Source organism: Modestobacter sp. SYSU DS0657, assembly GCF_054050925.1.
The window spans coordinates 46624-68616 of the sequence record NZ_JBJHAG010000021.1 but is presented as its reverse complement, the minus strand read 5'-3'; the positions used below and the strand labels follow the sequence as shown (position 1 = coordinate 68616).

General features: G+C 76.4%; 19 protein-coding genes and 1 rRNA gene. 17 read left to right on the top strand and 3 right to left on the bottom strand.

Annotated features, from left to right (window positions below; genetic code table 11):
* Window positions 1–2: 2 nt before the first annotated feature.
* The 3 genes from rrf (at window position 3) to ACI79A_RS14110 (ending at window position 2914) form a co-directional block, all read left to right on the top strand.
* Window positions 3–119, top strand: a 5S ribosomal RNA gene (gene rrf, locus ACI79A_RS14120).
* A 1428-nt stretch (window positions 120–1547) separates the two neighbouring features.
* Window positions 1548–2465, top strand: coding sequence for a tetratricopeptide repeat protein (locus ACI79A_RS14115; protein WP_457084178.1), 918 nt, complete (start codon window positions 1548–1550; stop codon window positions 2463–2465).
* Window positions 2466–2551: 86 nt separating this feature from the next.
* Window positions 2552–2914, top strand: a complete 363-nt coding sequence (locus ACI79A_RS14110) for a single-stranded DNA-binding protein (protein WP_457084176.1) — start codon at window positions 2552–2554, stop codon at window positions 2912–2914.
* Between the two features lie 6 nt (window positions 2915–2920).
* On the opposite strand, the gene ACI79A_RS14105 is transcribed toward ACI79A_RS14110, so the two are convergent.
* Window positions 2921–4243 carry a DUF1015 domain-containing protein gene (locus tag ACI79A_RS14105; RefSeq protein ID WP_457084174.1) on the bottom strand — a complete coding sequence of 441 codons (1323 nt, stop codon included), beginning with the start codon at window positions 4241–4243 and terminating at the stop codon, window positions 2921–2923.
* A gap of 86 nt (window positions 4244–4329) precedes the next feature.
* On the opposite strand from ACI79A_RS14105, the gene ACI79A_RS14100 reads away from it, so the two are divergent.
* A complete protein-coding gene (locus tag ACI79A_RS14100; RefSeq protein WP_457084172.1) occupies window positions 4330–4728 on the top strand; it encodes a tetratricopeptide repeat protein in 399 nt (132 codons plus the stop codon).
* A 55-nt stretch (window positions 4729–4783) separates the two neighbouring features.
* Window positions 4784–5872 (top strand): HAD-IIA family hydrolase, encoded by a 1089-nt coding sequence (locus ACI79A_RS14095; RefSeq protein WP_457084170.1) that lies wholly within the window; start codon window positions 4784–4786, stop codon window positions 5870–5872.
* Window positions 5873–5926: 54 nt separating this feature from the next.
* On the opposite strand, the gene ACI79A_RS14090 is transcribed toward ACI79A_RS14095, so the two are convergent.
* Window positions 5927–6265, bottom strand: coding sequence for an alkyl sulfatase C-terminal domain-containing protein (locus ACI79A_RS14090; protein WP_457084168.1), 339 nt, complete (start codon window positions 6263–6265; stop codon window positions 5927–5929).
* Between the two features lie 441 nt (window positions 6266–6706).
* Between ACI79A_RS14090 and ACI79A_RS14085 the strand changes: the two genes are divergently transcribed.
* Genes ACI79A_RS14085 through recN form a run of 4 tightly spaced genes read left to right on the top strand, consistent with a single transcriptional unit; the run spans window position 6707 to window position 10488 of the window.
* The gene (locus ACI79A_RS14085; RefSeq protein WP_457084167.1) at window positions 6707–6889 is read left to right on the top strand and encodes a hypothetical protein; all 183 of its coding nucleotides are present in this window, start codon (window positions 6707–6709) and stop codon (window positions 6887–6889) included.
* Window positions 6889–7686, top strand: a complete 798-nt coding sequence (locus ACI79A_RS14080) for a TlyA family RNA methyltransferase (RefSeq protein ID WP_457084165.1) — start codon at window positions 6889–6891, stop codon at window positions 7684–7686. Before ACI79A_RS14085 ends, ACI79A_RS14080 begins: the two co-directional genes overlap by 1 nt.
* 41 nt (window positions 7687–7727) lie before the next feature.
* Entirely contained in the window at window positions 7728–8729 is a 1002-nt protein-coding gene (locus tag ACI79A_RS14075; RefSeq protein ID WP_457084163.1) for an NAD kinase, read from the top strand.
* Entirely contained in the window at window positions 8704–10488 is a 1785-nt protein-coding gene (gene recN, locus ACI79A_RS14070; RefSeq protein ID WP_457084161.1) for a DNA repair protein RecN, read from the top strand. Before ACI79A_RS14075 ends, recN begins: the two co-directional genes overlap by 26 nt.
* Before the next feature lie 61 nt (window positions 10489–10549).
* Here recN and ACI79A_RS14065 read toward each other — a convergent pair whose 3' ends face one another.
* Entirely contained in the window at window positions 10550–11392 is an 843-nt protein-coding gene (locus ACI79A_RS14065; protein ID WP_457084159.1) for a TetR/AcrR family transcriptional regulator, read from the bottom strand.
* Window positions 11393–11554: 162 nt separating this feature from the next.
* Here ACI79A_RS14065 and steA point away from each other — a divergent pair, with 162 nt between their 5' ends.
* Genes steA through ACI79A_RS14025 form a run of 8 tightly spaced genes read left to right on the top strand, consistent with a single transcriptional unit; the run spans window position 11555 to window position 21985 of the window.
* Window positions 11555–12739 (top strand): putative cytokinetic ring protein SteA, encoded by a 1185-nt coding sequence (steA, locus tag ACI79A_RS14060; RefSeq protein ID WP_457084157.1) that lies wholly within the window; start codon window positions 11555–11557, stop codon window positions 12737–12739.
* Window positions 12736–13689, top strand: a complete 954-nt coding sequence (locus tag ACI79A_RS14055) for a copper transporter (RefSeq protein ID WP_457084155.1) — start codon at window positions 12736–12738, stop codon at window positions 13687–13689. The genes steA and ACI79A_RS14055 overlap by 4 nt, the downstream gene beginning before the upstream one ends.
* A complete protein-coding gene (locus ACI79A_RS14050) occupies window positions 13686–14534 on the top strand; it encodes a hypothetical protein (RefSeq protein WP_457084153.1) in 849 nt (282 codons plus the stop codon). Before ACI79A_RS14055 ends, ACI79A_RS14050 begins: the two co-directional genes overlap by 4 nt.
* Complete coding sequence (murJ, locus tag ACI79A_RS14045) at window positions 14531–16162, top strand: murein biosynthesis integral membrane protein MurJ (protein WP_457084151.1); 1632 nt, start codon at window positions 14531–14533, stop codon at window positions 16160–16162. The genes ACI79A_RS14050 and murJ overlap by 4 nt, the downstream gene beginning before the upstream one ends.
* Complete coding sequence (locus ACI79A_RS14040) at window positions 16155–17315, top strand: glycosyltransferase family 4 protein (protein ID WP_457084149.1); 1161 nt, start codon at window positions 16155–16157, stop codon at window positions 17313–17315. Before murJ ends, ACI79A_RS14040 begins: the two co-directional genes overlap by 8 nt.
* Window positions 17312–19675 carry a hypothetical protein gene (locus ACI79A_RS14035; protein WP_457084147.1) on the top strand — a complete coding sequence of 788 codons (2364 nt, stop codon included), beginning with the start codon at window positions 17312–17314 and terminating at the stop codon, window positions 19673–19675. The genes ACI79A_RS14040 and ACI79A_RS14035 overlap by 4 nt, the downstream gene beginning before the upstream one ends.
* Window positions 19659–21395, top strand: a complete 1737-nt coding sequence (locus tag ACI79A_RS14030; RefSeq protein ID WP_457084145.1) for a CTP synthase — start codon at window positions 19659–19661, stop codon at window positions 21393–21395. The genes ACI79A_RS14035 and ACI79A_RS14030 overlap by 17 nt, the downstream gene beginning before the upstream one ends.
* Entirely contained in the window at window positions 21395–21985 is a 591-nt protein-coding gene (locus tag ACI79A_RS14025; RefSeq protein ID WP_457084143.1) for an NUDIX domain-containing protein, read from the top strand. The genes ACI79A_RS14030 and ACI79A_RS14025 overlap by 1 nt, the downstream gene beginning before the upstream one ends.
* Window positions 21986–21993: the final 8 nt, after the last annotated feature.

Genomic DNA, 21993 nt, shown 5'->3' with positions numbered 1-21993 from the left:
GTTACGGCGGTCATGGCGAAAGGGAAACGCCCGGTCTCATTCCGAACCCGGAAGCTAAGCCTTTCAGCGCCGATGGTACTGCCCGGGGGACCGGGTGGGAGAGTAGGACGCCGCCGGACAATCTTTCAACGAACGGGGGTCGGAGCATCTGCTCCGGCCCCCGTTTCGTGCGTTCAGGGCCTCCTCTGCGCGTGCGGCCGAGGGCCACGAGACGGCCCGCTGGCCGCGATCCGTTCCGGTAGCGCTCAGGCGTGCACCGATTCTCAGTGAGGTACGTACACACCATGACTTCTCCGCGTCGCGGGCCCGCAGGCTCTGATCGAGGTCGAGGCGCGTCCTCCGGGGGCGGCCGCGGAGCTGGCGGTGGGGGGCGTTCCGGTGGACCGCGGCAGGACGGCGCCGGCGACCGCGGGCGCCCCGCCGGGCACCGTGGTGCCCGCGGTGGCGACCCGCGCGGGAGTGCGCAGAGCGGTGACCGTCCCCAGCGTCCCGCCGGTGATCGTCCGCAGCGTTCCGGTGGCGGTGATCGGCCGTCGTGGCAGGACCGCCGTCCCGCCGGGGACCGTCCCCAGCGACCGGGTGGTGATCGTCCGCAGCGTTCCGGTGGCGGTGATCGGCCGTCGTGGCAGGACCGCCGTCCCGCCGGTGACCGTCCCCAGCGTTCCGGCGGCGGGGACCGGCCCTCGTGGCAGGACCGCCGTCCCGCCGGTGACCGTCCCCAGCGTTCCGGCGGCGGTGATCGGCCGTCGTGGCAGGACCGCCGTCCCGCCGGTGACCGTCCCCAGCGTTCCGGCGGCGGGGACCGGCCCTCGTGGCAGGACCGCCGTCCCGCCGGTGACCGTCCCCAGCGTTCCGGCGGCGGTGATCGGCCCTCGTGGCAGGACCGCCGTCCCGCCGGTGACCGTCCCCAGCGACCGGGTGGTGATCGTCCGCAGCGTTCCGGTGGCGGTGATCGGCCGTCGTGGCAGGACCGCCGTCCCGCCGGTGACCGTCCCCAGCGTTCCGGTGGCGGTGATCGGCCCTCGTGGCAGGACCGCCGTCCCGCCGGTGACCGTCCCCAGCGTTCCGGCGGCGGTGATCGGCCGTCGTGGCAGGACCGCCGTCCCGCCGGTGACCGTCCCCAGCGACCGGGTGGTGATCGTCCGCAGCGTTCCGGTGGCGGTGATCGGCCGTCGTGGCAGGACCGCCGTCCCGCCGGTGACCGTCCGCAGCGTTCCGGCGGCGGTGATCGGCCCTCGTGGCAGGACCGCCGTCCCGCCGGTGACCGTCCCCAGCGTCCCAGTGGTGATCGTCCGCAGCGTTCCGGTGGCGGGGACCGACCCTCGTGGCAGGACCGGCGGCCGGATCGCGCGGCCGGTCGCTCCCCCGCAGAGAGGGACCGGCAGGAGCGTCGTCCGGACCGTTTCGCCCCTGATCGTCCGTCCTGGCAGGACGGCCGGCCGGCACGTCCCGACGGCCCGACGGACGAGGTCGTCCGGCGTCCGGCTGCGCCGGAACTGCCCGAGTGGGCGGATGCCCGCGAGCTGGACCCGGCTGTCCGAGCCGCCTTGCGCGGTCTGGACTCACGCAACTCCGACGTCGTCGGCCAGCACCTGGTGGCCGCCGGCGGTCTGCTGGAGGAGGAACCCCAGCTCGCCCTCGAGCACGCCCGCGCTGCCCGGGACCGGGCGTCCCGGCTCGCGGTCGTGCGTGAAGCGGTCGGGGTCGCTGCCTACCACGCAGGTGACTACGCGGAGGCAGCTCGCGAGCTGCGCGCCTATGCCCGGATGGCCGGCGACCAGAGCTACCGCGCGGTGCTGGCCGACTGCGAACGGGCACTGGGGCGTCCCGAGACCGCGCTGCGACTGGTGCAGGAGGCGCTGGAGACGTCCCCGGAGGGGGAGGAGCTCGTCGAGCTGCGGCTGGTGGAGGCCGGTGCCCGGCAGGACATGGGCGAGGAGCGTGCCGCCGTCCTGGTCCTGGAGGCCGCGCTCGGCGGCCGGCCCACGCCCGCTGGTCTCGGCGACGCCGACCTCGGCCGGCTTCGGCTGGCCACCGCGTACGCCGACCTGCTCGCCGACCGGGGTGACGAGGACGTCGCTCAGCAGTGGTACGCGGCCATCGCGGCTGCCGATCCCGACGACCTGACCGGCGTCAGCGCGCACTTCGCCGAGGAACTCGAGGACGAGGCAGAAGACCCGGATGCCGCGGCGGACGACGTGCGTGCGACCGGCGACGAGGCCACCGACCTCACGTCCGCGCCGGAGAGCGGGAGCGCCGACGACCCTCTCGCCGGCGACCCTCTCGACGCTGCCTTCGACGAGGAGATGCTGGACTCGGTGACCGGCCCGGTGACCGACGCCGACATCGAGGCGGAGGTGGCCGAGCTGCTGGGGGAGACGCCGCCGCCGGTGGAGCGCGACCACACCCGGCTCTTCCAGGAGCCGCCCGCCCACGGGGGCGAGCAGGACCCGACGACGGACTGAACTCCGTCGTCCACACCGGCCAAGGCTGTCCACAACTCGCGGTCAGCCCTGGCCGGCAGGTCCGGCTCCTGGCGAGGCTTGCCGGTATGAGCCTGGCCGTGATCGACCGGAACGACGTCGTGCTGCGTGGGCGGTTGTCCGCCCCGCCCGAACTGCGCCCATTGCCCAGCGGGGACACGTTGCTGCTGTTCAAGCTGGTGGTGCGACGCGAGAACCCGCGCCCGCGGGCGCCGAGGTCCGACGTCCTGACCTGCGTGAGCACCGTCCCCACGCTGCTGCGCTACGCCTCGGCCTGGCGCACCGACGACGTGGTCGAGGTCGAGGGCTCGCTGCAACGCCGCTTCTGGCGCACCCCCACCGGCACCGCCGTGGCCTACGAGGTCAGCTGCCGGCGGGGCCGCAAGCTGCAGCGCACCAGCCGTGCTGCCGCTGCGCGTGAGCCGGTGTGAGCCCGGTCAGTCCTCGTGCGGTCGCAGCACCAGCCCGGTGCGCGGCTTGGGCAGGAAGAGCGTCGACTTGCGCGGCATGCGGGCACCGCTGCGGGCGACCGCGGCGACGTCCGCCGGAGCGGGGGAGTGGAGCAACAGGGCCACTCCCGCGCGCTCACCGGCCAACCGGAGCGCCTGGTCGACGTCGTGGGCGACCAGCACCGACGAGGGGTCGTCGGAGCGGTGCCACAGGTGGCCGATCAGACCGTGGTGGGCCAGCACCACGTCGAGCGCCCGCCACGCCGCGGGGGCCTCCGTCGGCACGGTCGCCAGCAGGGTCGCCGTCGGGGCCGACAGCTCCACCACGCGCGTCCCGTCGGTCACCAGGAAGACCGGGCCGCCCACCGTGCCGGCCGCGCCGTCCGTGCCGCGGGCCCAGCGACGGCAGACCTCGGCGACCTCGCCGTCGGCGGGGGTGACGTCCCGTGCGGTCAACCCGGTCGCGGCGAGATCGACAGCGGCTGTCAGCGACAGGTCGGGTGCGACGCGGTGGATCGCCTGCACCCGCAGGCCCCCGGGCCCGGCGGGCGTGAGCAGGGCGAGCACCGCACACCGCGCGGAGCCACCGGTCGCCTGGTGGGCCCGGGCAGCCGCGAACCGGTGGTGCCCGTCGGCGATGACCGCCTGGGTCCTCCCCAGGGCCGTGGTCAGCCGCTGCAGGACCAGCGGGTCGGTCACCCGCCACAGCCGGTGCGTCACGCCGTCCGGGTCGGTCACCTGCAGAGTGGGCGCGCCCTGCCCCGAGTGCCGCGTCACCTCGGCGACCTCCGGCTCCGGGTCGTGGGCCAGCACGATCGGCTCGAGGTCGGTTCGGGTCTCGTCGAGCAGCGCCCGGCGGCCCTCGACGGCCGGGGCGAACGTGTCCTCGTGCGGCAGCACGGCGGTCGACCCCGCCGGTGGCACGTGGACCGCACCCAGCCATCCGGTGGTCGCGGTGGTTCCCGGGGTGGCCATCTCGTACCGCCACATCGCCGGCACGTCCTCCCGGACCAGCACCCGCTCGGCCAGCCACTGCCGCAGGTTGGCCGCCGCCGCGCGCGCCGAGGCCCGGTCGCGTGCGGCGCGGCCCCCGGTGACGGGGTCGACGTGCGGCAGGATCAAGCGGACGATGTTGTGCGGGTCGGCCTCGACCAGGCGGTCGCGGCCCCCCACGGTGACCAGGTCGTAGGCCGGCGAGCTCACCCGGGCCAGGTGTGCGGGGTCGTGCTCCCGGTAGACCAGGGCGCGGAAGGGCCGGACGTCGAGCCCCGTCGCGGTGGAGGGCGGGACGTCCGCCGGCGGGGTGGGCACCGCCCGATGGTAGGAGCGAGGTGCCGGCCGGCTCGCGCCGGCCGGGCCTCGGTGGGGCGGTCCGGGGCGACGGGGGAGGAGCAGCGGTGGAGCCAGGTCAGCCGGACGGCGGCGTCTACGAGTGGTACCAGCGCGGTCTCCAGCTGCTGGGAGACGGGCACCCCGATGCCGCGGCCACCTTGCTGGAGCGCGCGGTCCACGCCGAACCGGCCTCCCGGAGCGTGCTGGAGGCGCTGGCGCGTGCCCAGTACGACGCGGGCCGCTACCGCGAGGCGATCGGGAGCTTCGCCCGGATCATCGACGCCAACCCCACCGACGACTACGCCCAGTTCGGCCTCGGGCTCGCCGCGAGCCGCGCCGGGGACCTCGAACTCGCCGCCGAGCACCTGGCCCTGGCCGTGGCGATGCGGCCCGACCTCACCCACTACGCCCAGGCGCTGCGCGGCGTGCGCGCCCGCCGCGACCTAGCCCAGGAGCTGCCATGACCGACCCGGCCCCTGCTTTCCGCCCCGTCCCCGCCGACCGGTCCGAGGCCCCCGCGTGACCGCACCGGAGCGGCCGCCGCTCGCCGCTGGCAGCGACCGGCCGCCGGCCGGTGAGTACGACGTCGCGCTGCTCGACCTCGACGGGGTCGTCTACGTCGGCCCTGCAGCGGTGCCCGGTGTGCCCGAGGCCCTCGCCGCCGCGCGCGACCAGGGCATGCGCCTGGGCTTCGTGACCAACAACGCCGCGCGCACCCCGGAACAGGTCGCCGAACACCTCACGGAGCTGGGCGTCTCCGCTGCGGCCGAGGACGTCATCACCAGCTCGCAGGCCGCGGCCACGGTCGTCCGGGAGCTGGTCGGCGCGGACGCGCCCGTCCTGGCGGTCGGCGGCCCGGGTGTGGCGGCCGCGCTGACCGCCGCCGGGCTCCGGGTCGTCGAGCGGGCCGAGGACGGGCCGGCGGCCGTGGTGCAGGGCTACGGGCCCGGGGTGGGCTGGGCGCAGCTCGCCGAGGCCGTGGTGGCCGTGCGGAACGGAGCCCGGCACGTGGCCACGAACACCGACGCGACCATCCCCTCCCCGCGGGGGGTGCTGCCGGGCAACGGCGCGCTGGTGGGGGTGGTCAGCACCGTCACCGGCCGGGCCCCCTTGGTGACCGGGAAGCCCGACCCCGCGATGCACGCCGAGTGCGTCCGCCGCACGGGCGCGGCCCGGCCCCTGGTCGTGGGCGACCGCCTGGACACCGACATCGAGGGCGCCCGGCGGGCCGGCGCGGCCAGCCTGCTCGTCCTCACCGGGGTCGCCACCCCGGCCGACCTGCTCGCCGCGGTTCCCGAGCACCGGCCGGACCTGCTCGCTGCCGACGTCGCCGGGCTGCTCACCCCGCACCCGGCGGTGGAGCCGGTCGAGGGTGGGTGGCGCTGCGGGGGCTGGCTGGCCGAGGCCGCCGGCGGTCACCTGGTGCTGCGGTCGTCGGGCGCCGATGGAGACGGCGGTGACGGGCTGGACGGGCTGCGCGCCCTCGCCGTGGCGTGCTGGGCGGCGGACGGCCGGTCCACCGGCGAGGGCGGCCGACGGCCACCGGTCAGCGCAGCCGACGCCCCGGCGGCCGCGGCGCTGGCGCAGTGGGGTCTCGTCCCGGGGTGACCGCCCTGCCCGGACCGTCGGGCGGGAGACGGGCGGCTCACCGCCGCCCCGGGGTCAGAGCATCGAACGGAGCCGGAGCATGTCGCGCAGCCCGGCCTCCAGCTTCACCCGGCCGCTGGCCCAGGCCGGGGTGAACGACAGCTCGCCGGCCGTCAGTGCCAGCAGGTCGTCGCTGGTCATGGTCAGCCGGATGTCGGCCTTGGGCACCGCCGGCCCCTCAGGCACCGCGGTCATGTCGTGCACGGCTCCCCGGGCCAGCCGGCCCTGCACCACCTGGCCGAGGTCGGTGAGCCGGCAGGAGACGGTGCGGTCGAGGTCGCGGGCCGCGTCCTTCGCGGCCAGCCGGCCGACGAAACCGGTGAGAGCGGTCATGCACTGGTCCAGCGTCGCCACGGAAGGGGTGCCTCCTCCAGCCGGTGGCCGGGCAGGTCCCGGCCGGGGCAGTCCAGAGCGGGACGCTACCGGCGGCCACCGACACCGGCGCGCCCGGTCAGGGGCGGTCGGCGGCTCGGCGGCGCTGGAGGTCCGCGGGTGCTCCGCCGCGCCGCAGGCAGTCCGCACGGGCCGGTAGCCTGCGACGTGGTCCGCCGCCGTCACACCCGGGGTGGACCGGTCCGGGGGCCCGCAGCACCCGACCGTGGCCCCGACCATCTGCACGCCCATCCGACGGCTCGCCGGTCCACCGACGGCACAGCCCGATCACCGACCCCGTGGAGGAGGACCGTGAGCCACCCGGAACGACCGCGCCCGGTGCCCGGCCCCCCGCGCCCGGTGCCCGGCCCCCCGCGCAGTCCCGCTGTCGGTCCGCCGCCCGCGTCCGACCCGGCGACCGGCGTGACCAGCGGCGCCCCGGGCCCGGACGCGGGATCGGGTCCGGACGCGCCGGCGCGCGACGTCCCCCCGGCCGGTTCGCCGTTCGCCGCACTGGCCGAGCGGCCGGTGGCCGAGCACGTGGGGGTCTACGAGGCCGAGCACGAGCGGTTGCAGCGCGAACTGTCGACCATCGACGAGCTCTGATGGCACGTCGCAGCCGGCTCGACGCCGAGCTCGTCCGTCGTGGGCTGGCCCGCTCCCGGGAGCACGCCGTCGCGCTGATCGCCGAGGGGCGGGTCACCGTCGCCGGTGCCGCCGCCACCAAGCCGGCCACCGGCGTCGAGGCCGGCACCCCGGTGGTCGTCCGCACCGACCCCGACCAGCCCAGCTGGGTGTCCCGCGGCGCGCACAAGCTGCTGGGCGCGCTGGCGGCCTTCGACGTCGACGTGACCGGCCGGCGCGCCCTGGACGCCGGGGCCTCCACCGGTGGGTTCACCGAGGTGCTGCTCAGCCGCGGAGCCCGCGAGGTGGTCGCGGTCGACGTCGGGTACGGCGAGCTGGCCTGGTCGCTGCGCACCGACGACCGGGTCGCGGTGCACGAGCGCACCAACGTCCGGGAGCTGACCCCGGAGGTGATCGGTGGGCCGGTGCAGCTGGTCGTGGCCGACCTCTCGTTCATCTCGCTGCGGCTCGTGCTCCCTGCCCTGACCAGCTGCGCCACCCCCGACGCCGACCTGCTGCCGATGGTCAAGCCCCAGTTCGAGGTCGGGCGGGAACGGCTGGGCAGTGGCGGAGTCGTCCGCGACCCGGCGCACCGCGCCGAGTCGGTGCTCACGGTGGCCAGGGCCGCGGCCGACCTGGGCTGGGGCACCGCCGGGGTGGTGGCCAGTCCGCTGCCCGGCCCGGCGGGCAACGTGGAGTTCTTCCTCCGATTGCGCCGCGACGCCCCACCACCGCAACCGGACGACGTCGACCGAGCAGTTCAGGAGGGACCACAGTGACCGAGTGCCTGCCACCGCGGGAGGGGGGCGGGGTCCGGCGCGTGCTGCTCGCCGTCCACACCGGACGGGCCGACATCGTCGCGCTCGCCCGGTCCGCGGCCGCCCGCCTGGCCCGGGCCGGTTTCGTCGTCCGGGTGCTCGACGACGAGGCGGTGGACCTGGCCATCCCCGGCGCCGAGGTCTGCACGTTCGGTCCGCAGGCCGCCGAGGGCACCGAGATCGTGCTCGTCTTCGGCGGGGACGGCACGTTCCTGCGTGCCGCCGAGCTCGCCCGCTCCACCGATGCGGCGATCACCGGGGTGAACCTGGGCCGGGTCGGCTTCCTCGCCGAGACCGAGCCGGAGTCGGTCGAGGAGATGCTCGCCGCCGTCGAGCGGTGCCAGTACGAGGTCGAGGAGCGGCTGACCCTGGAGGCGACGGTCCTCGACGACGAGGGGCGGCCCGTCGGCGGCACCTGGGGCCTGAACGAGGTGTCGGTGGAGAAGGTCGAGCGCGCCCGGGTGCTCGACGTCGTCCTGGAGGTCGACGGGCACCCGCTGACCAGCTTCGGCTGCGACGGCGTGCTCTGCGCCACCCCGACCGGCTCCACGGCCTACGCGTTCTCCGCCGGCGGCCCGGTGGTGTGGCCCGACGTGGAGGCGCTGCTGCTGGTGCCGGCGAACGCGCACGCCCTGTTCTCCCGGCCGCTGGTCACCTCCCCGAGCTCGGTGCTCACCGTCGCCGTGCCGCACGACGGCGCCCGGGCGCGGGTCTCCGCCGACGGCCGGCGCGTGGTCGAGGTGCCCGACGGCGGCCGGGTCGAGGTGCGGCGCTCGGACCGGCCGGTGCGGATCGCCCGGGTCAACCCGACCTCCTTCGGCGACCGGCTGGTCGCCAAGTTCGGGTTGCCGGTGCGCGGCTTCCGTGACGCTCGCTCGCACGGGCCCGGGCACGAGGCGCCGACCTGGCACAGCAACGTGCTCGCCCGCGGGATCAACACCGCCGACGGCGCCACCCGCCGCCCCGAGGAGGTGAGCGGTGGCGACCCGGACGACGCGGCCTGAGCAGGCCCCGCCGGCAGCGCCTCGCAACGGCGCCCTCACCGAGCTGCACATCCGCGGCCTGGGCGCCATCGACGACGTCACGCTGGAGCTCGGGCCCGGGCTGACCGTGGTCACCGGCGAGACCGGTGCCGGCAAGACCATGGTGGTGACCGGACTGACCCTGCTGTTCGGCGGCCGGGCGGACCCCGGCCGGGTGCGCGCCAACGGCCGGGCGAGCGTGGAGGGGCGGATCACGCTGCCGCCGGGCTCGCCGGTCTGGGACCGCGCGGCCGACGCCGGTGCCGATCCCGACGAGGACGGCAGCCTGATCCTGGCCCGCACGATCAGCGCCGAGGGCCGGTCGCGGGCGCACCTGGGCGGGCGCACCGTGCCGGTCGGCCTGGTCGCCGAGCTGTCCGAGGACCTGCTGGCCGTGCACGGGCAGACCGACCAGCTGCGGCTGACCCGGCCGGCGGAGCAGCGTCGTGCGCTGGACCGCTACGCCGGCCCGGCGCACCTGGCGCTGATCGAGGAGCACCGGGCCGCCTACGCGCGGTGGCGTGCACTCGCCGACGACCTGGACCGCCGGCGCAGCCAGGCCCGGGAGCTGGCGCAGACCGCCGACGTGCTGCGGCACGGGTTGGAGGAGATCGCCGCGGTCGCCCCCGAGCCGGGCGAGGACGAGGCGCTCGACGCCCAGGCCAGGCGGCTCGGGGACGCCGACGCGCTGCGCGTGGTCGCCGACGAGGCCCGGATCGCCCTGGTCGGCGACGTCACCGGGGAGCTCGGCGGCGACGGTGGCTTCCCCGCTGACGCCTCAGCCGCCCTGGCCACGGCCGAGCGGGCGCTGGCCGGCTCCGACGACCCGTCGCTGGTACTGCTGGCCCGGGACCTCGCCGACGCCGTGGCGGTGGTCTCCGACGTCGCCGTCCAGCTGGCCGGCTACGTCGCCGACCTGGACGCCGACCCGGCCCACCTGGCCGAGGTGCTGGACCGGCGTGCCGCGATCGCGGGGCTGGTGCGCAAGTACGCCGATCCGGGCGCCGGGCTGGCCGGGGTGCTCAGCTGGGCGGCCGACGCTCAGGAGCGGCTGGCCCAGCTCGACGTCTCCGACGAGGCGCTCGAGGCGCTGGAATCCGAGCGGGACGCCGCCCGGGCCGAGCTGGCCGCGCTGTCCGCCCGGGTCACCGAGGGCCGTCGGGCCGCGGCCGACGGCTTCGCCGCCGAGGTCGGCGCGGAGCTGGCCGGGCTGGCCATGAAGAGCGCACAGGTGTCCTTCCGCATCGACACCGACCCCGACCACCTCGGTGCCGACGGCGCGGACGACGTGGTGCTGCTGCTGTCCGCGCACCCGGGTGCGCCCGCCCGGCCGGTGCACAAGGGGGCCTCGGGCGGTGAGCTGTCCCGGGTGATGCTGGCCATCGAGGTGGTGTTCGCCGGGGCCGACCCGGTGCCGGTGATGGTGTTCGACGAGGTCGACGCCGGCGTGGGTGGGCAGGCGGCCGGTGAGATCGGCGCGCGGCTGGCCCGGCTGGCGCGGGAGCACCAGGTCGTCGTCGTCACGCACCTGGCCCAGGTCGCTGCCTTCGCCGACACCCACGTCGTCGTCGACAAGGCGCCGGACTCCGGTGCCGGGGTCACCGCCACCGACATCCACACGGTCACCGGCGAAGAACGGGTGCGGGAGCTGGCCCGGATGCTGTCCGGACTGGCCGACAGCGAGACCGGGCAGGCGCACGCCCGCGAGCTGCTGGCCGTCGCCGCCGACCGCGACCGCTAGGCCTGGCCCCCGTGCAGGGTCCCGCCGCGAGCTCGCGAGTGGCGGGGGCCACGGGGGTCCTTCATGGGCGTTCGGCGTAGCCGGCGAGGCCGGACTGCAGCAGCGCCAGCCCCGAGCGACCCCGGTCGCGCAGCTCGGCGACCAGCTCCGGGCCGGCGGCGCCGGCCAGCACCCGGTCACGGGCCAGCTCCAGCAGCCCTGCGTACAGCCCCAGCACCGAGTGGGCGGCGAGCCACGGTTCGAGCCGGCCCGGCCCGGCGCCGGTCTCGGCGGCGAACTCCGCGGCCAGGGCGTCGGTCAGCGCGCCGAGGATCTCCCGCTCCCGGACCTGCAGGGTCCGCGAGCCGCGGATCACCCGGGCCATCTCGGCGACGCCCTCGGCGGCCGCGGCGGAGCCGAGCTGGCTGATCGCGGCGACCACGAACCCGCCGGCGGCGGCGGGCGCGGACACCCCGGCGCGCCGGTGCCGGACGGCGTCGAGCAGCGCCCCGCGCATCGGCGGGTCGGCCTCGAAGACCAGCCCCTCCTTGACCGGGAAGTGGTTGAAGACGGTCTTCTCCACGACGCCCGCGCGCTGGGCGATCTCCTGCACGCTCACGGCGTCGAACCCGCGCTCGGCGAACAGCCCGGCGGCGGCGTCGACGATCTCCTCGCGGGTCTGCTGGCGGCGCAGCTCCCGCTTGTTCGGCCCCCCGCGCCCGCGCCGGCGGGCCGGGCGGCGGCGCTGCTCCTCGGCGGACGGCGCGGGGGCGGCCACCGCGGGCGAGGTGAAGGCCACCACCTGCGCGGTGTGCCCGGCGTCGTCCGCGACGGGATCGGCGGCCCCGGCCGGGTCGACCGGCTCGGCGGCGGCGTCGTGCAGGACGGTCGCTGTACCCCGGCTCGCGGAGGCCCCTCCAGTCACAGCAACCACGCTAGTGACGGGCCGGTCCCGTCCCCGGGCAGCGACACCCGATGTGATCGTCGGCGTGTCGCGGTCGACCCCGTGGCGTTCACCAACTGTGATCAACCGGTCACCCTTGCGCGTCGGGCCTCGGGTCCCGACGGCCCGTGGGAGCATCGAGAGATGCGCATCGGCACCCTGCGGCGCGGACGGGCGTCCTCGACGGGACCCGGCGTGGCCGGCACCGTCCGGCTCGACCGGCGGACCAAGAACCTCACCAAGCGGCTGCGTCCCGGCGAGGTGGCCGTCATCGACCACGCCGACGTGGACCGGGTGAGCGCCGACTCGCTGGTCGCCGCCAGGGTCGCCGCGGTGGTCAACGCCGCGCCCAGCACCACGGGCCGCTACCCCAACCTCGGTCCCGGGATCCTGGTGGAGGCGGGCATCCCGCTGATCGACGGCGTGGGCAAGGAGGTCTTCGAGACCCTCAAGGAGGGCACGGAGGTCCGGGTCGAGGGCAACCGGCTCTACGCGGGGGAGACCCTCGTCGCCGAGGGCGTCGAGCAGACCCAGGAGACGGTCGACGCGGCGATGGCCGAGGCCCGGGCGGGGCTGTCCACCCAGCTCGAGGCGTTCGCCGCCAACACCATGGAGTACATGAAGCGCGAGCGCGCGCTGCTGCTCGACGGCGTGGGTGTGCCCGACGTCCGCACCCGCATCGAGGGCCGGCACGCCCTCGTCGTCGTCCGCGGGTACGACTACAAGGAGGACCTGGCGGCGCTGCGGTCCTACATCCGCGACTACCGGCCGGTGCTCATCGGGGTCGACGGCGGCGCCGACGCCATCCGCGAGGCCGGCTACCAGCCGGACATGATCATCGGTGACATGGACTCGGTCAGCGACGACGTCCTGCGCTGCGGTGCCGAGGTCGTGGTGCACGCCTACGCCGACGGGCGCGCGCCCGGGCTGCAGCGGGTGCTGGACCTCGGGGTCGAGGCGATCACCTTCCCGGCGTCGGCCACCAGCGAGGACATCGCGATGCTGCTGGCCGACGAGAAGGGTGCCTCGCTCATCGTCGCCGTCGGCACGCACGCCACGCTGGTGGAGTTCCTGGACAAGGGCCGCGGCGGCATGGCCTCCACCTTCCTCACCCGGTTGCGCCTGGGCGGCAAGCTCGTCGACGCGAAGGGGGTGAGCCGGCTCTACCGCAGCCGGATCTCCACCCTCGCCCTCACCCTGCTGGTCCTCGCCGCCCTGGCGTCGATCGCGGCGGCGCTGGCCGTCTCGACGGCCGGTCGGGTGTACCTGGACCTGCTCATCGACCAATGGAACAGCTTCACGTTCTGGCTGGAGAACCTCTTTTCGTGATCGACTTCCGCTACCACCTGGTCTCGCTGATCGCGGTCTTCCTGGCCGTGGCGCTGGGCATCGTCATCGGCACCACCCAGCTCAACGGGCCGGTGCTGACGAACCTGCAGAACCAGGTCAGCCAGCTGCAGGAGGACAAGCGGGCCCTGGAGGACCAGACCCGGGAGCTGCAGGCCCAGCTCGACGAGGACGGCGGCTTCGACGAGGCCGTCGGCCCGGTCCTGGTGGCCGACCGGCTCGCCGGGCGCAGCGTGCTGCTGGTGGCCGCCGACGGCGAGGTCGACCCCGAGGTCGTCGAGGGCGTCACCGCGTTGCTGGGCAGCGCCGGCGCCACGGTCACCGGCACGATCCGGCTCACCGACGCGTACGCCGACCCGGCCACCGCCAGCAGCCTTCAGAGCTACGTCACCGGCCCCGGGCTGCCGGCCGGGGTCGTGCCCGCCGAGACCGGCGACACCGGCGAGCTCGTCGCCTCGGTGCTGGCCCAGGTCCTGATGGTGCCCAGCTCGGGCGCCGAGGGCCCCGGGGAGGCGCCGGACACCGCCGCCACGTCGCAGCTCCTCGCCGGCCTGGAGGAGCTCGACGTGCTCAGCCGGGAGACCAGTTCGGTGAGCCCGGCCGACTACGCGGTGGTCCTCACCTCCGGGGCCGTCGAGGGCGAGGACGCCGAGGCGCGCACCGCCGCGCTGGTGGACCTGGCGACCGCACTGGACGCCCAGGGGTCCGGTGCCGTCGTCGCCGGGGACGCGGCCGCCGCCCAGGACGGTGGGCTGGTCGCCGCCGTCCGGGCCGACGCCGGGGCCAGCGACAACGTCTCCACCGTCGACAACGTCACCGCGCCGGCCGGCCGGATCAGCACCGTGCTCGCCCTGGTCGCCGAGGGCACGGGCACCTCGGGGCAGTACGGGTCCGGCGAGGGCGCCCAGCCGGTGCCGGCGCCGATCTCGTGAGCCCTCGTGGTCGGCACCGCCGGACCCTGGCCCTGACGGCCGCCGGTGCGCTCGCCGCCCGGGCCGGGCTGGCCGGCGCCGCGGCGGTCACCGCCCACCCGGCCGGGGACCGCTGGCGGCGCACCAACTACGCGGGGCGGCCGGTGACGCTGCTCGGCGGCCCGGTGCTGGCCGCCGCGGCGACCGCCACCAGCGCGGCCGGTGCCCCTCCCGGGCAGCGGGCCGCCGCGCTCGTCGTCGGTGCGGCGGCGGGGCTCGTCGGCGGCTACGACGACCTCGCCGGCGCCCGCCCGGAACAGGCGCGGGACAAGGGCCTGACCGGTCACCTCGCGGCGCTGCGCGCCGGCCGGGTCTCGGCGGGTGCGGTGAAGGTCGCCGGGATCGGCGCGGCCGCCGCGGTGGCGGCGGTGCTGACCCGCCGCGGCACCGGCGCCGGTGCCCTCGTCGACGGCGTCCTCACCACCGGTCTGGTCGCCGGGACGGCGAACCTGGTCAACCTGCTCGACCTGCGCCCCGGCCGGGCCGGCAAGGCAGCCGTGCTGCTCGCCTCGGCCACCGCCGGTGGGCCCGCCGGGGGGCTCGTCGCCGGCCCGCTGGGGGCCACCCTCGGGGTGCTGCCGGCCGACCTCGGCGAGCGGGTCATGCTCGGTGACTGCGGCGCCAACGCCGTCGGTGCGCTGCTCGGGCTGCGCCTGGCCGCACTGCCCGGTCGTCCGGCGCGCGCCGGTCTGCTCACCGGGGTCGCCGCGCTGACCCTGGCCAGCGAGCGGATCAGCTTCACCCGCGTCATCGAGGCGACTCCGGGGCTGCGCGAGCTGGACCGGCTCGGCCGCCGGCGGGCGTGAACGCCCGGCGGGTCGCCTCGGGCGTGGCGGGGGCGGCGCTGCTGATCTCGGCGCTGACCCTGCTGGCGCGGATGGCGGGGTTCGGCCGCACCGTGGTGTTCACCAACGCGGTGGGCGCGAACAGCACCGCCGACACCTACGTCGCGGCCAACAACGTGCCGAACATCGTCTTCGAGGTGGTCGCCGGCGGCGCCTTGGCCAGCCTGGTGGTGCCGATGCTGGCCGGTGGCATCGCCGCCGGTGACCGGGAGCAGGTCCGTCGCACCGCCGGGGCGCTGCTGGGCTGGTCGCTGCTGGTGCTCGTGCCGCTGGCCGGCCTGCTCGCCCTGCTGGCCCGGCCCGTCGCGGCGGTGCTGCTGGGCGGGGACGCCGGGGACCCGGCCAAGGTCGACCTGGCCGCCCGCTTCCTGCTGGTCTTCGCCCCCCAGGTGGTGCTGTACGGCGTCGCGGTCGTGCTGACCGGTGTGCTGCAGGCCCATCGTCGGTTCGCCGGGCCGGCGGTCGCCCCGCTGCTGTCCACCCTGGTCGTCGCCTGCACGTACCTGCTGTTCGCCGGACTCGGTGGCAGCCGCACGGTCGAGGGGCTGTCCACGACCGCCGAGCTGGTGCTGGGCGTCGGGACGACGCTGGGTGTCGCCGCGCTGGCCGGGTGCCTGCTGGTGCCCCTGCGCGGACTGGGCCTCCGGCTGCGGCCCTCGTTGCGCTTCCCGGTCGGTGCCGCGCCGCGGGTGCGCCGGCTGGCCCTCGCCGGGGTGCTGACCCTGGCCGGGCAGCAGCTGGTGGCGGTGGTGGCGATCCGGCTGGCCAACGCGGGCGCGCCGGACGGCACCCAGGTGGCCTACTTCGCCGGCATGACCGTCTTCCTGCTGCCGTGGGCCGCGCTGGCCGTGCCGGTGGCCACCTCGGTGTACCCGGGGCTGACCGAGCGGGCCGCGGCCGGTGACGAGGAGGGGTACCGGCGCACGCTGGCTCCGGCGGTCGTGCTGACGGTGGTGGCGAGCGCGGTGGCCGCGGCCGGACTGGTCGCCGTCTCCGGGCCGGTCGCCCGGGTGTTCCTCGCCGTTCCGGACGACGAGGGGACCGCCGCCGCGCTGCAGTCGGCGATCGTCGCCTTCGCCCCGGGCCTGGTCGGCTACGGACTGGTCGCGCTGCTGTCCCGGGCGCTGTACGCCCGTGGCCTCTGGCGTGCGCCGACCGTCTGCGTGGCCGGCGGGTGGCTGGTCGCCGTCGTCGCCGACCTGGTGCTGTCGGCCGCACTGCCGTCGGGTGACCGGGCGCTCGCGCTGGCCGCCGGGCACACCGTCGGGGTGACCGTCGCCGGCCTGGCGCTGCTGGTGGTGATCGGCCGGCTGGCCGGAGCCGGTGCGCTGGAGGGCGTGGTGCACGCCGGAGGAGCCGCCGTCGCCGCCGCCGTCCTGGGCGGCGCGGCGGGTCTGGCGACCGCCCGCCTGCTCGGCGCCGACCCGGTCCCCGACGGCGTCCCCGCGGCCCTCGGCAGCGGCGTGGTCGCCGGTGCGGTCGTGCTGCTGGTCGCGGGTGCGGTCATGATGGGCACCGCCCGGCGGCCGCTGCTCGCGGCCGTGGCCGGGCTGCGCGGACCGGTACGGCAGGAGGTGCCCCATGGCTGACCCGCAGGAGCCCCCGCTGGCCGACCGGCGGATCGCCGAGGTCCTCGCCACCAGCACCGGTGGCGTCGGCACCCACCTGCGCTCCCTGCTGGGCCCGCTGGGGCGGGCCGGTGCCTCCGTGCGGGTGTGCGGCCCGCGGGCCACCGAGGAGCTGTTCGGCTTCACCGCCGCCGGCGCCGACTTCCGCCCGGTCGGCATCTCCGCCGGTCTGGACCCGGCCGCCGACCTGCGCGCGGTGCTGGCGCTGCGGGGCGCGGCCGCCGGCGCAGACCTGGTGCACGCCCACGGCCTGCGGGCCGGCCTGGTCGCCGCGGCGGCCCGCCGGCTGGCCGGGCAGCGGCGTCGCCCGCTCGTGGTCACCCTGCACAACGCCCTGCCCGAGGGGGGTGGGCTCCGCCGGCGGGTGCTCCAGGTCGCCGAGCGGGCGACCATCCGCGGCGCCGACGTCGTGCTGGCCGCCTCCGGCGACCTCGCCGAGAACGCCCGCCGCCTCGGTGCCCGTGACGTCCGGGTCGCCCCGGTGGCCGCGCCGCCGTTGCCACCGCCGCAGCGCCCCCGGCCGGAGGTCCGCCGGGAGGTGGGCCTGGACGACGACAGCCGGCCGCTGGTGGTCGCCGTCGGCCGGCTGCACCCGCAGAAGGGCTACGACGTCCTGCTGGACGCGGTGGCCCGCTGGGTCGCCGACCCGCGGCTGCGGCCGGCCCCCCTGGTGGTCATCGCCGGTGACGGCCCGCTGCACGACGAGCTCGCCGCCCGGATCCGCGCCGAGCAGCTGCCGGTGACCCTGCTGGGCCGCCGCACCGACGTCGCCGACCTGCTGGGCGCCGCGGACGTCTGCGTGCTGCCCTCGGTCTGGGAGGCCCGCTCGCTGACCGCGCAGGAGGCGCTGCGGGCCGGCACCCCGCTGGTCGCCTCCCGCGTGGGCGGCATCCCCGAGCTGGTGGGGAGCGCCGCCGAGCTGGTGCCGGTGGGTGACGCCGGTGCGCTGGCCGAGGCCGTCACCCTCGTGCTGACCGACCCGGCGCGGACCGCCCGGCTGGGCGCCGCGGGCCCACGCCAGGCGGCGACCTGGCCCGACGAGGCGGCGACCGCGGCCCAGCTGGTCGCGCTCTACCGGGAGCTGCTCGGCCCGCCCGCCGGGTTGCGCCGGTGAGCCGGGTGGCCCGGGCGGTTCCCGTCCTGCCGCTGCTGCTCGCGGTGCTGGCGGGTCTGCTCGCCGGCACCACCGGGACGGCGGCCGCCGCGGACGGTCCGGCCGCCGACCAGTGGCGGGCCGACCGGGTCCTGGTGGTCGGGGTGGCCGGCCTGCTGTGGTCCGACCTGGACCCCGAGACGACGCCGCAGCTGTGGTCGCTGGCCGAGGAGTCCGGGATCTCGGCGGTCTCGGTCCGCGCCGCCCGGTCCACCACCTGCCTGCTCGACGGCTGGGCGACCCTGGGCGCGGGCAACCGTGCGCGGTACCCCGGTCCGGTCGAGCCGATCCCGCCGGTGCCGCTGCCCAGTGCCCCGGTGCCCGAGGAGGAGGACGGGGACGGCGTCGAGCCGGGCACCCCGGCGGCCCAGCCGGTCGACACCTCCCTGTCCTTCTGCGGTCTGGAGGAGCAGGTCGCCGAGGTCGGCCTGGAGGAGCCCCGCCGCACCGTCGAGCGGGTCACCCAGGACGCGGCCACGGCCCGCTTCGGTGCCCGGCCCGGGGCCCTGGGTGACGCGGTCGGGTGCAGCACCGCGGTCGGGCGTGCCGCGTCCCTGGCGGTGGCCGGACCCGACAGCCGGTTCACCGTCGTCGACCGGCTGCCCGACGACCCGGCCGAACTGGCCGCGCTGCTCGACGACTGCCCGCTGACGCTGGTGGCCCTGGACAACCTCACCGACGCGGGCAGCTCCAGCCAGCAGGAGACCGAGACCGGCACCCGGGCCGACGCCCGGCCGTGGGCGGTCCGCCAGGCCGACGCCGCCGTCGGCGCCCTGCGCGACGCCGTGGCCGGGCTGCCGGGGGAGACCCTGCTGGTCCTGCAGGGGGTCTCGGAGGTCAACGACGGCCGGCCGCAGCTGCACGTCGGCATCGTCTCCGGGCCCGGGTTCGAGCCCGGCTGGCTCAGCTCGGCGAGCACCGGCCGGGCGCCGTTCACCCAGCTGATCGACGTCGCCCCCACGGTGCTGCGGGCGCTGGGTGCCGAGCGGCCGTCGACGATGAACGGGCAGCCGATGCGGGTGGCCGGTGCGCGCCCGCCGCTGGCCGAGGCGGTCACCGCGCTGGAGCACGCCAACACCCGCGCGGTGGTGCACCACCGCAGCACCAGCACCTTCTTCTGGTCCCTGGTGGCGCTCAACGGCGCGCTGCTGGCGGCCGCGCTGCTGGTGCTGGGGCTGCGCCACCCCCGCCGGGACGTGCGCGGCCGGGCCCGGGGTGCGCTGCGGGTCGCCGCGCTGGTCGTCGCGTCGGTGCCGGTGGCCACCTACCTGGCCGGCGTCGTCCCCTGGGAGCGGACGGCCCAGCCGCGGGTCACCCTCGCGCTGGCCGTCGCCGTCGCCGCGCTCGCCGTGGGCGGGGTCGCGGCCGCCGGGCCGTGGCGGCGCCGGCGCCTGGGACCGCCCGCCGTGGTCCTCGCCGTCACCCTGGTCACGCTGGTCGCCGACGTGCTGGCCGGCTCGCCGCTGGAGCTCAACGGGCTGCTCGGGTACGACGCGATCGTCGCCGGCCGGTTCACCGGGTACGGCAACCTGACCTTCGCCCTGCTGGCGGTCAGCGCCCTGCTGGTCACCGCCTGGGTGGCGGCGTGGTGGGCCGGGCGGGCACCCACGCCGTCCCGGTGGCGGTGGACGCTGCCGGTGCTGGCCGCCGGGGTCGTCTGCGTGGTGCTGGTCGGCGCGCCGGGGCTGGGCCGCGACTTCGGCGGGGTGCTGGCCGCGGTGCCCGGCTTCGTCGTGCTGGGGATGCTGCTGGCACGGATCCGGGTGACCGTCGCCCGGATGGTGCTGGTGATCGCCGCGGCCGTGGTCGTGGTCGGGTCGGTGGCGGTGCTGGACTGGATGGGCCCGCCCGACGACCGCAGCCACCTGGGCCGGTTCGTCGGGCAGCTGATCGAGGGCGAGGCGTGGACGGTGGTCAGCCGCAAGGCCTCGGCCAACCTGGCGATCCTCACCGGCAGCACGCTGTCCTGGATGCTGCTGGTCGCCGCGGCCGCCGCAGGGTGGCTGCTGCGCCCCGGAGGCCTGCTGCGCAGCGCACCCGGACGCCGGCCCGGGGGGCTCTCCGGCGCCCAGCTGCGGGTGCTGCGGGCCGGGCTGACCGCGGTGGCGCTGAGCCTGGCCGTCGGGGCCCTGGCCAACGACAGCGGCGTCGCCATGCCGGCCACCGCGGCCGCCGTTCTGGTGCCGCTGCTGATCTGGCTGGCCGCCGGCACCCCGGTGGCCAGCGGTGCCGACGGCGACCCGGGGGGCGGTTCCCCGGGAGGGGAGCCGGAGGACGGGGACCAGAGTGTTAGCGTGGGCGTCCGTGGGTCGACTGGCTGAGCACGGCAACTCTCCCGACAACCGGCGGGGGCCTCTTCTCCCCAACTCGCAGCCGACGAAGTTCATCTTCGTCACCGGCGGTGTGGTCTCCTCGCTGGGCAAGGGCCTCACGGCCAGCTCGCTGGGTGCACTGCTGTCCGCCCGCGGCCTGCGGGTGACGATGCAGAAGCTGGACCCCTACCTCAACGTGGACCCGGGGACGATGAACCCCTTCCAGCACGGCGAGGTGTTCGTCACCGAGGACGGCGCCGAGACCGACCTGGACATCGGCCACTACGAGCGCTTCCTGGACACCGACCTCACCGGGCGGGCCAACGTGACCACCGGGCAGGTCTACTCCGACGTCATCGCCAAGGAGCGGCGCGGGGAGTACCTGGGCGACACCGTGCAGGTCATCCCGCACATCACCAACGAGATCAAGTCGCGCATCATGGCCGTGGCGGACACCTCCGAGCGGGTAGACGTGGTCATCACCGAGGTCGGGGGCACGGTCGGTGACATCGAGTCGCTGCCCTTCCTCGAGGCCGCCCGCCAGGTGCGGCACGAGATCGGCCGGGACAACTGCTTCTTCCTGCACATCTCCCTGGTGCCCTACATCGCGCCCTCGGGGGAGCAGAAGACCAAGCCCACCCAGCACTCGGTGGCCTCGCTGCGCAGCATCGGCATCCAGCCCGACGCGCTGGTCTGCCGGTCCGACCGGGAGGTCGGGGAGGGCATCAAGCGGAAGATCAGCCTGATGTGCGACGTCGAGGCCGAGGGCGTCATCTCCTGCCCCGACGCCCCGTCCATCTACGACATCCCGAAGGTGCTGCACCGGGAGGGGCTGGACGCCTACGTCGTCCGCCGGCTCGGGCTGCCGTTCCGGGACGTCGACTGGACCGTCTGGGGCGACCTGCTCGACCGCGTGCACCAGCCGAAGCAGACGGTGACGATCGCCCTGGTCGGCAAGTACATCGACCTGCCCGACGCCTACCTGTCGGTCACCGAGGCGTTGCGGGCCGGCGGCTTCGCCCACCGGTCGCGGGTGGAGATCCGCTGGGTGCCCTCCGACGACTGCGAGACCGAGGAGGGCGCGGCGGCGGCGCTCGCCGGCGTCGACGGCGTGTGCATCCCCGGCGGCTTCGGGGTCCGCGGCATCGAGGGCAAGCTCGGCGCCATCCGGCACGCCCGGGTCAACGGCATCCCGACGCTGGGGCTGTGCCTCGGCCTGCAGTGCATGGTGATCGAGACCGCCCGCAACCTGGCCGGGATCACCGGCGCGAACTCCACCGAGTTCGACCCGGGCACCCCCGACCCCGTCATCTCCACGATGGCCACCCAGCTCGACGTCGTCGCCGGGCGCGGGGACATGGGCGGCACGATGCGGCTGGGCAGCTACCCGGCCGCGCTGCAGAAGGGCTCGGTGGTGGCCGCCGCCTACGGGTCGACCGAGATCACCGAGCGGCACCGCCACCGCTACGAGGTGGCCAACGCCTACCGCGACCGGCTGACCGAGGCCGGCCTGGTGTTCTCCGGCACCTCGCCGGACGGGACGCTGGTGGAGTTCGCCGAGCTGCCCGCCGACGTGCACCCCTTCTTCGTCGGCACCCAGGCCCACCCGGAGCTGAAGAGCCGCCCCACCCGCCCGCACCCGCTGTTCGCCGCGTTCGTGCAGGCGTCGGCGAGCTACCAGGACGCCGCCCGGCTGCCGGTGCCCGACGAGGAGCCGGTGGGCATCTGATGGGTGAGCCGCACCAGTACGAGGTGCTCGCCAGCGAGGAGGTCTACGCCGGCCGGGTGATCTCGCTGCGCAAGGACACCGTGGCGATGCCCGGCGGCGGGGACAGCGTCCGCGAGGTCGTCCGGCACCCGGGTGCGGTGGCGGTCGTCGCGGTCGACGACGACGACCGGGTGGTGCTGCTGCGCCAGTACCGGCACCCGGTGGGGCAGCACCTGTGGGAGCTGCCGGCGGGGCTGCGCGACGTCGACGGCGAGCCGCCGGTGGAGACCGCCCGCCGGGAGCTGGCCGAGGAGGTGCAGCTGGCCGCCGAGCGCTGGTCGCTGCTCACCACCCACTTCTCCTCACCGGGCTTCTGCGACGAGCAGGTGGTCGTCTACCTGGCCGAGGGCCTGTCCGAGGTCAACCGGCCCGAGGGCTTCGTCGTCGAGCACGAGGAGGCGGACATGACCGTCGAGCGGGTGCCGCTGACCGAGGCCGTGCAGCAGGTGTTCGACGGGACGATCCGCAACGCGGCCGCCGTCGTCGGCCTGCTGGCCGCGGCGCAGGCCCGGGCGACCCGGCCCCGGCTGCGCCCGCTCGACGGCGCCTGAGGAAGGAC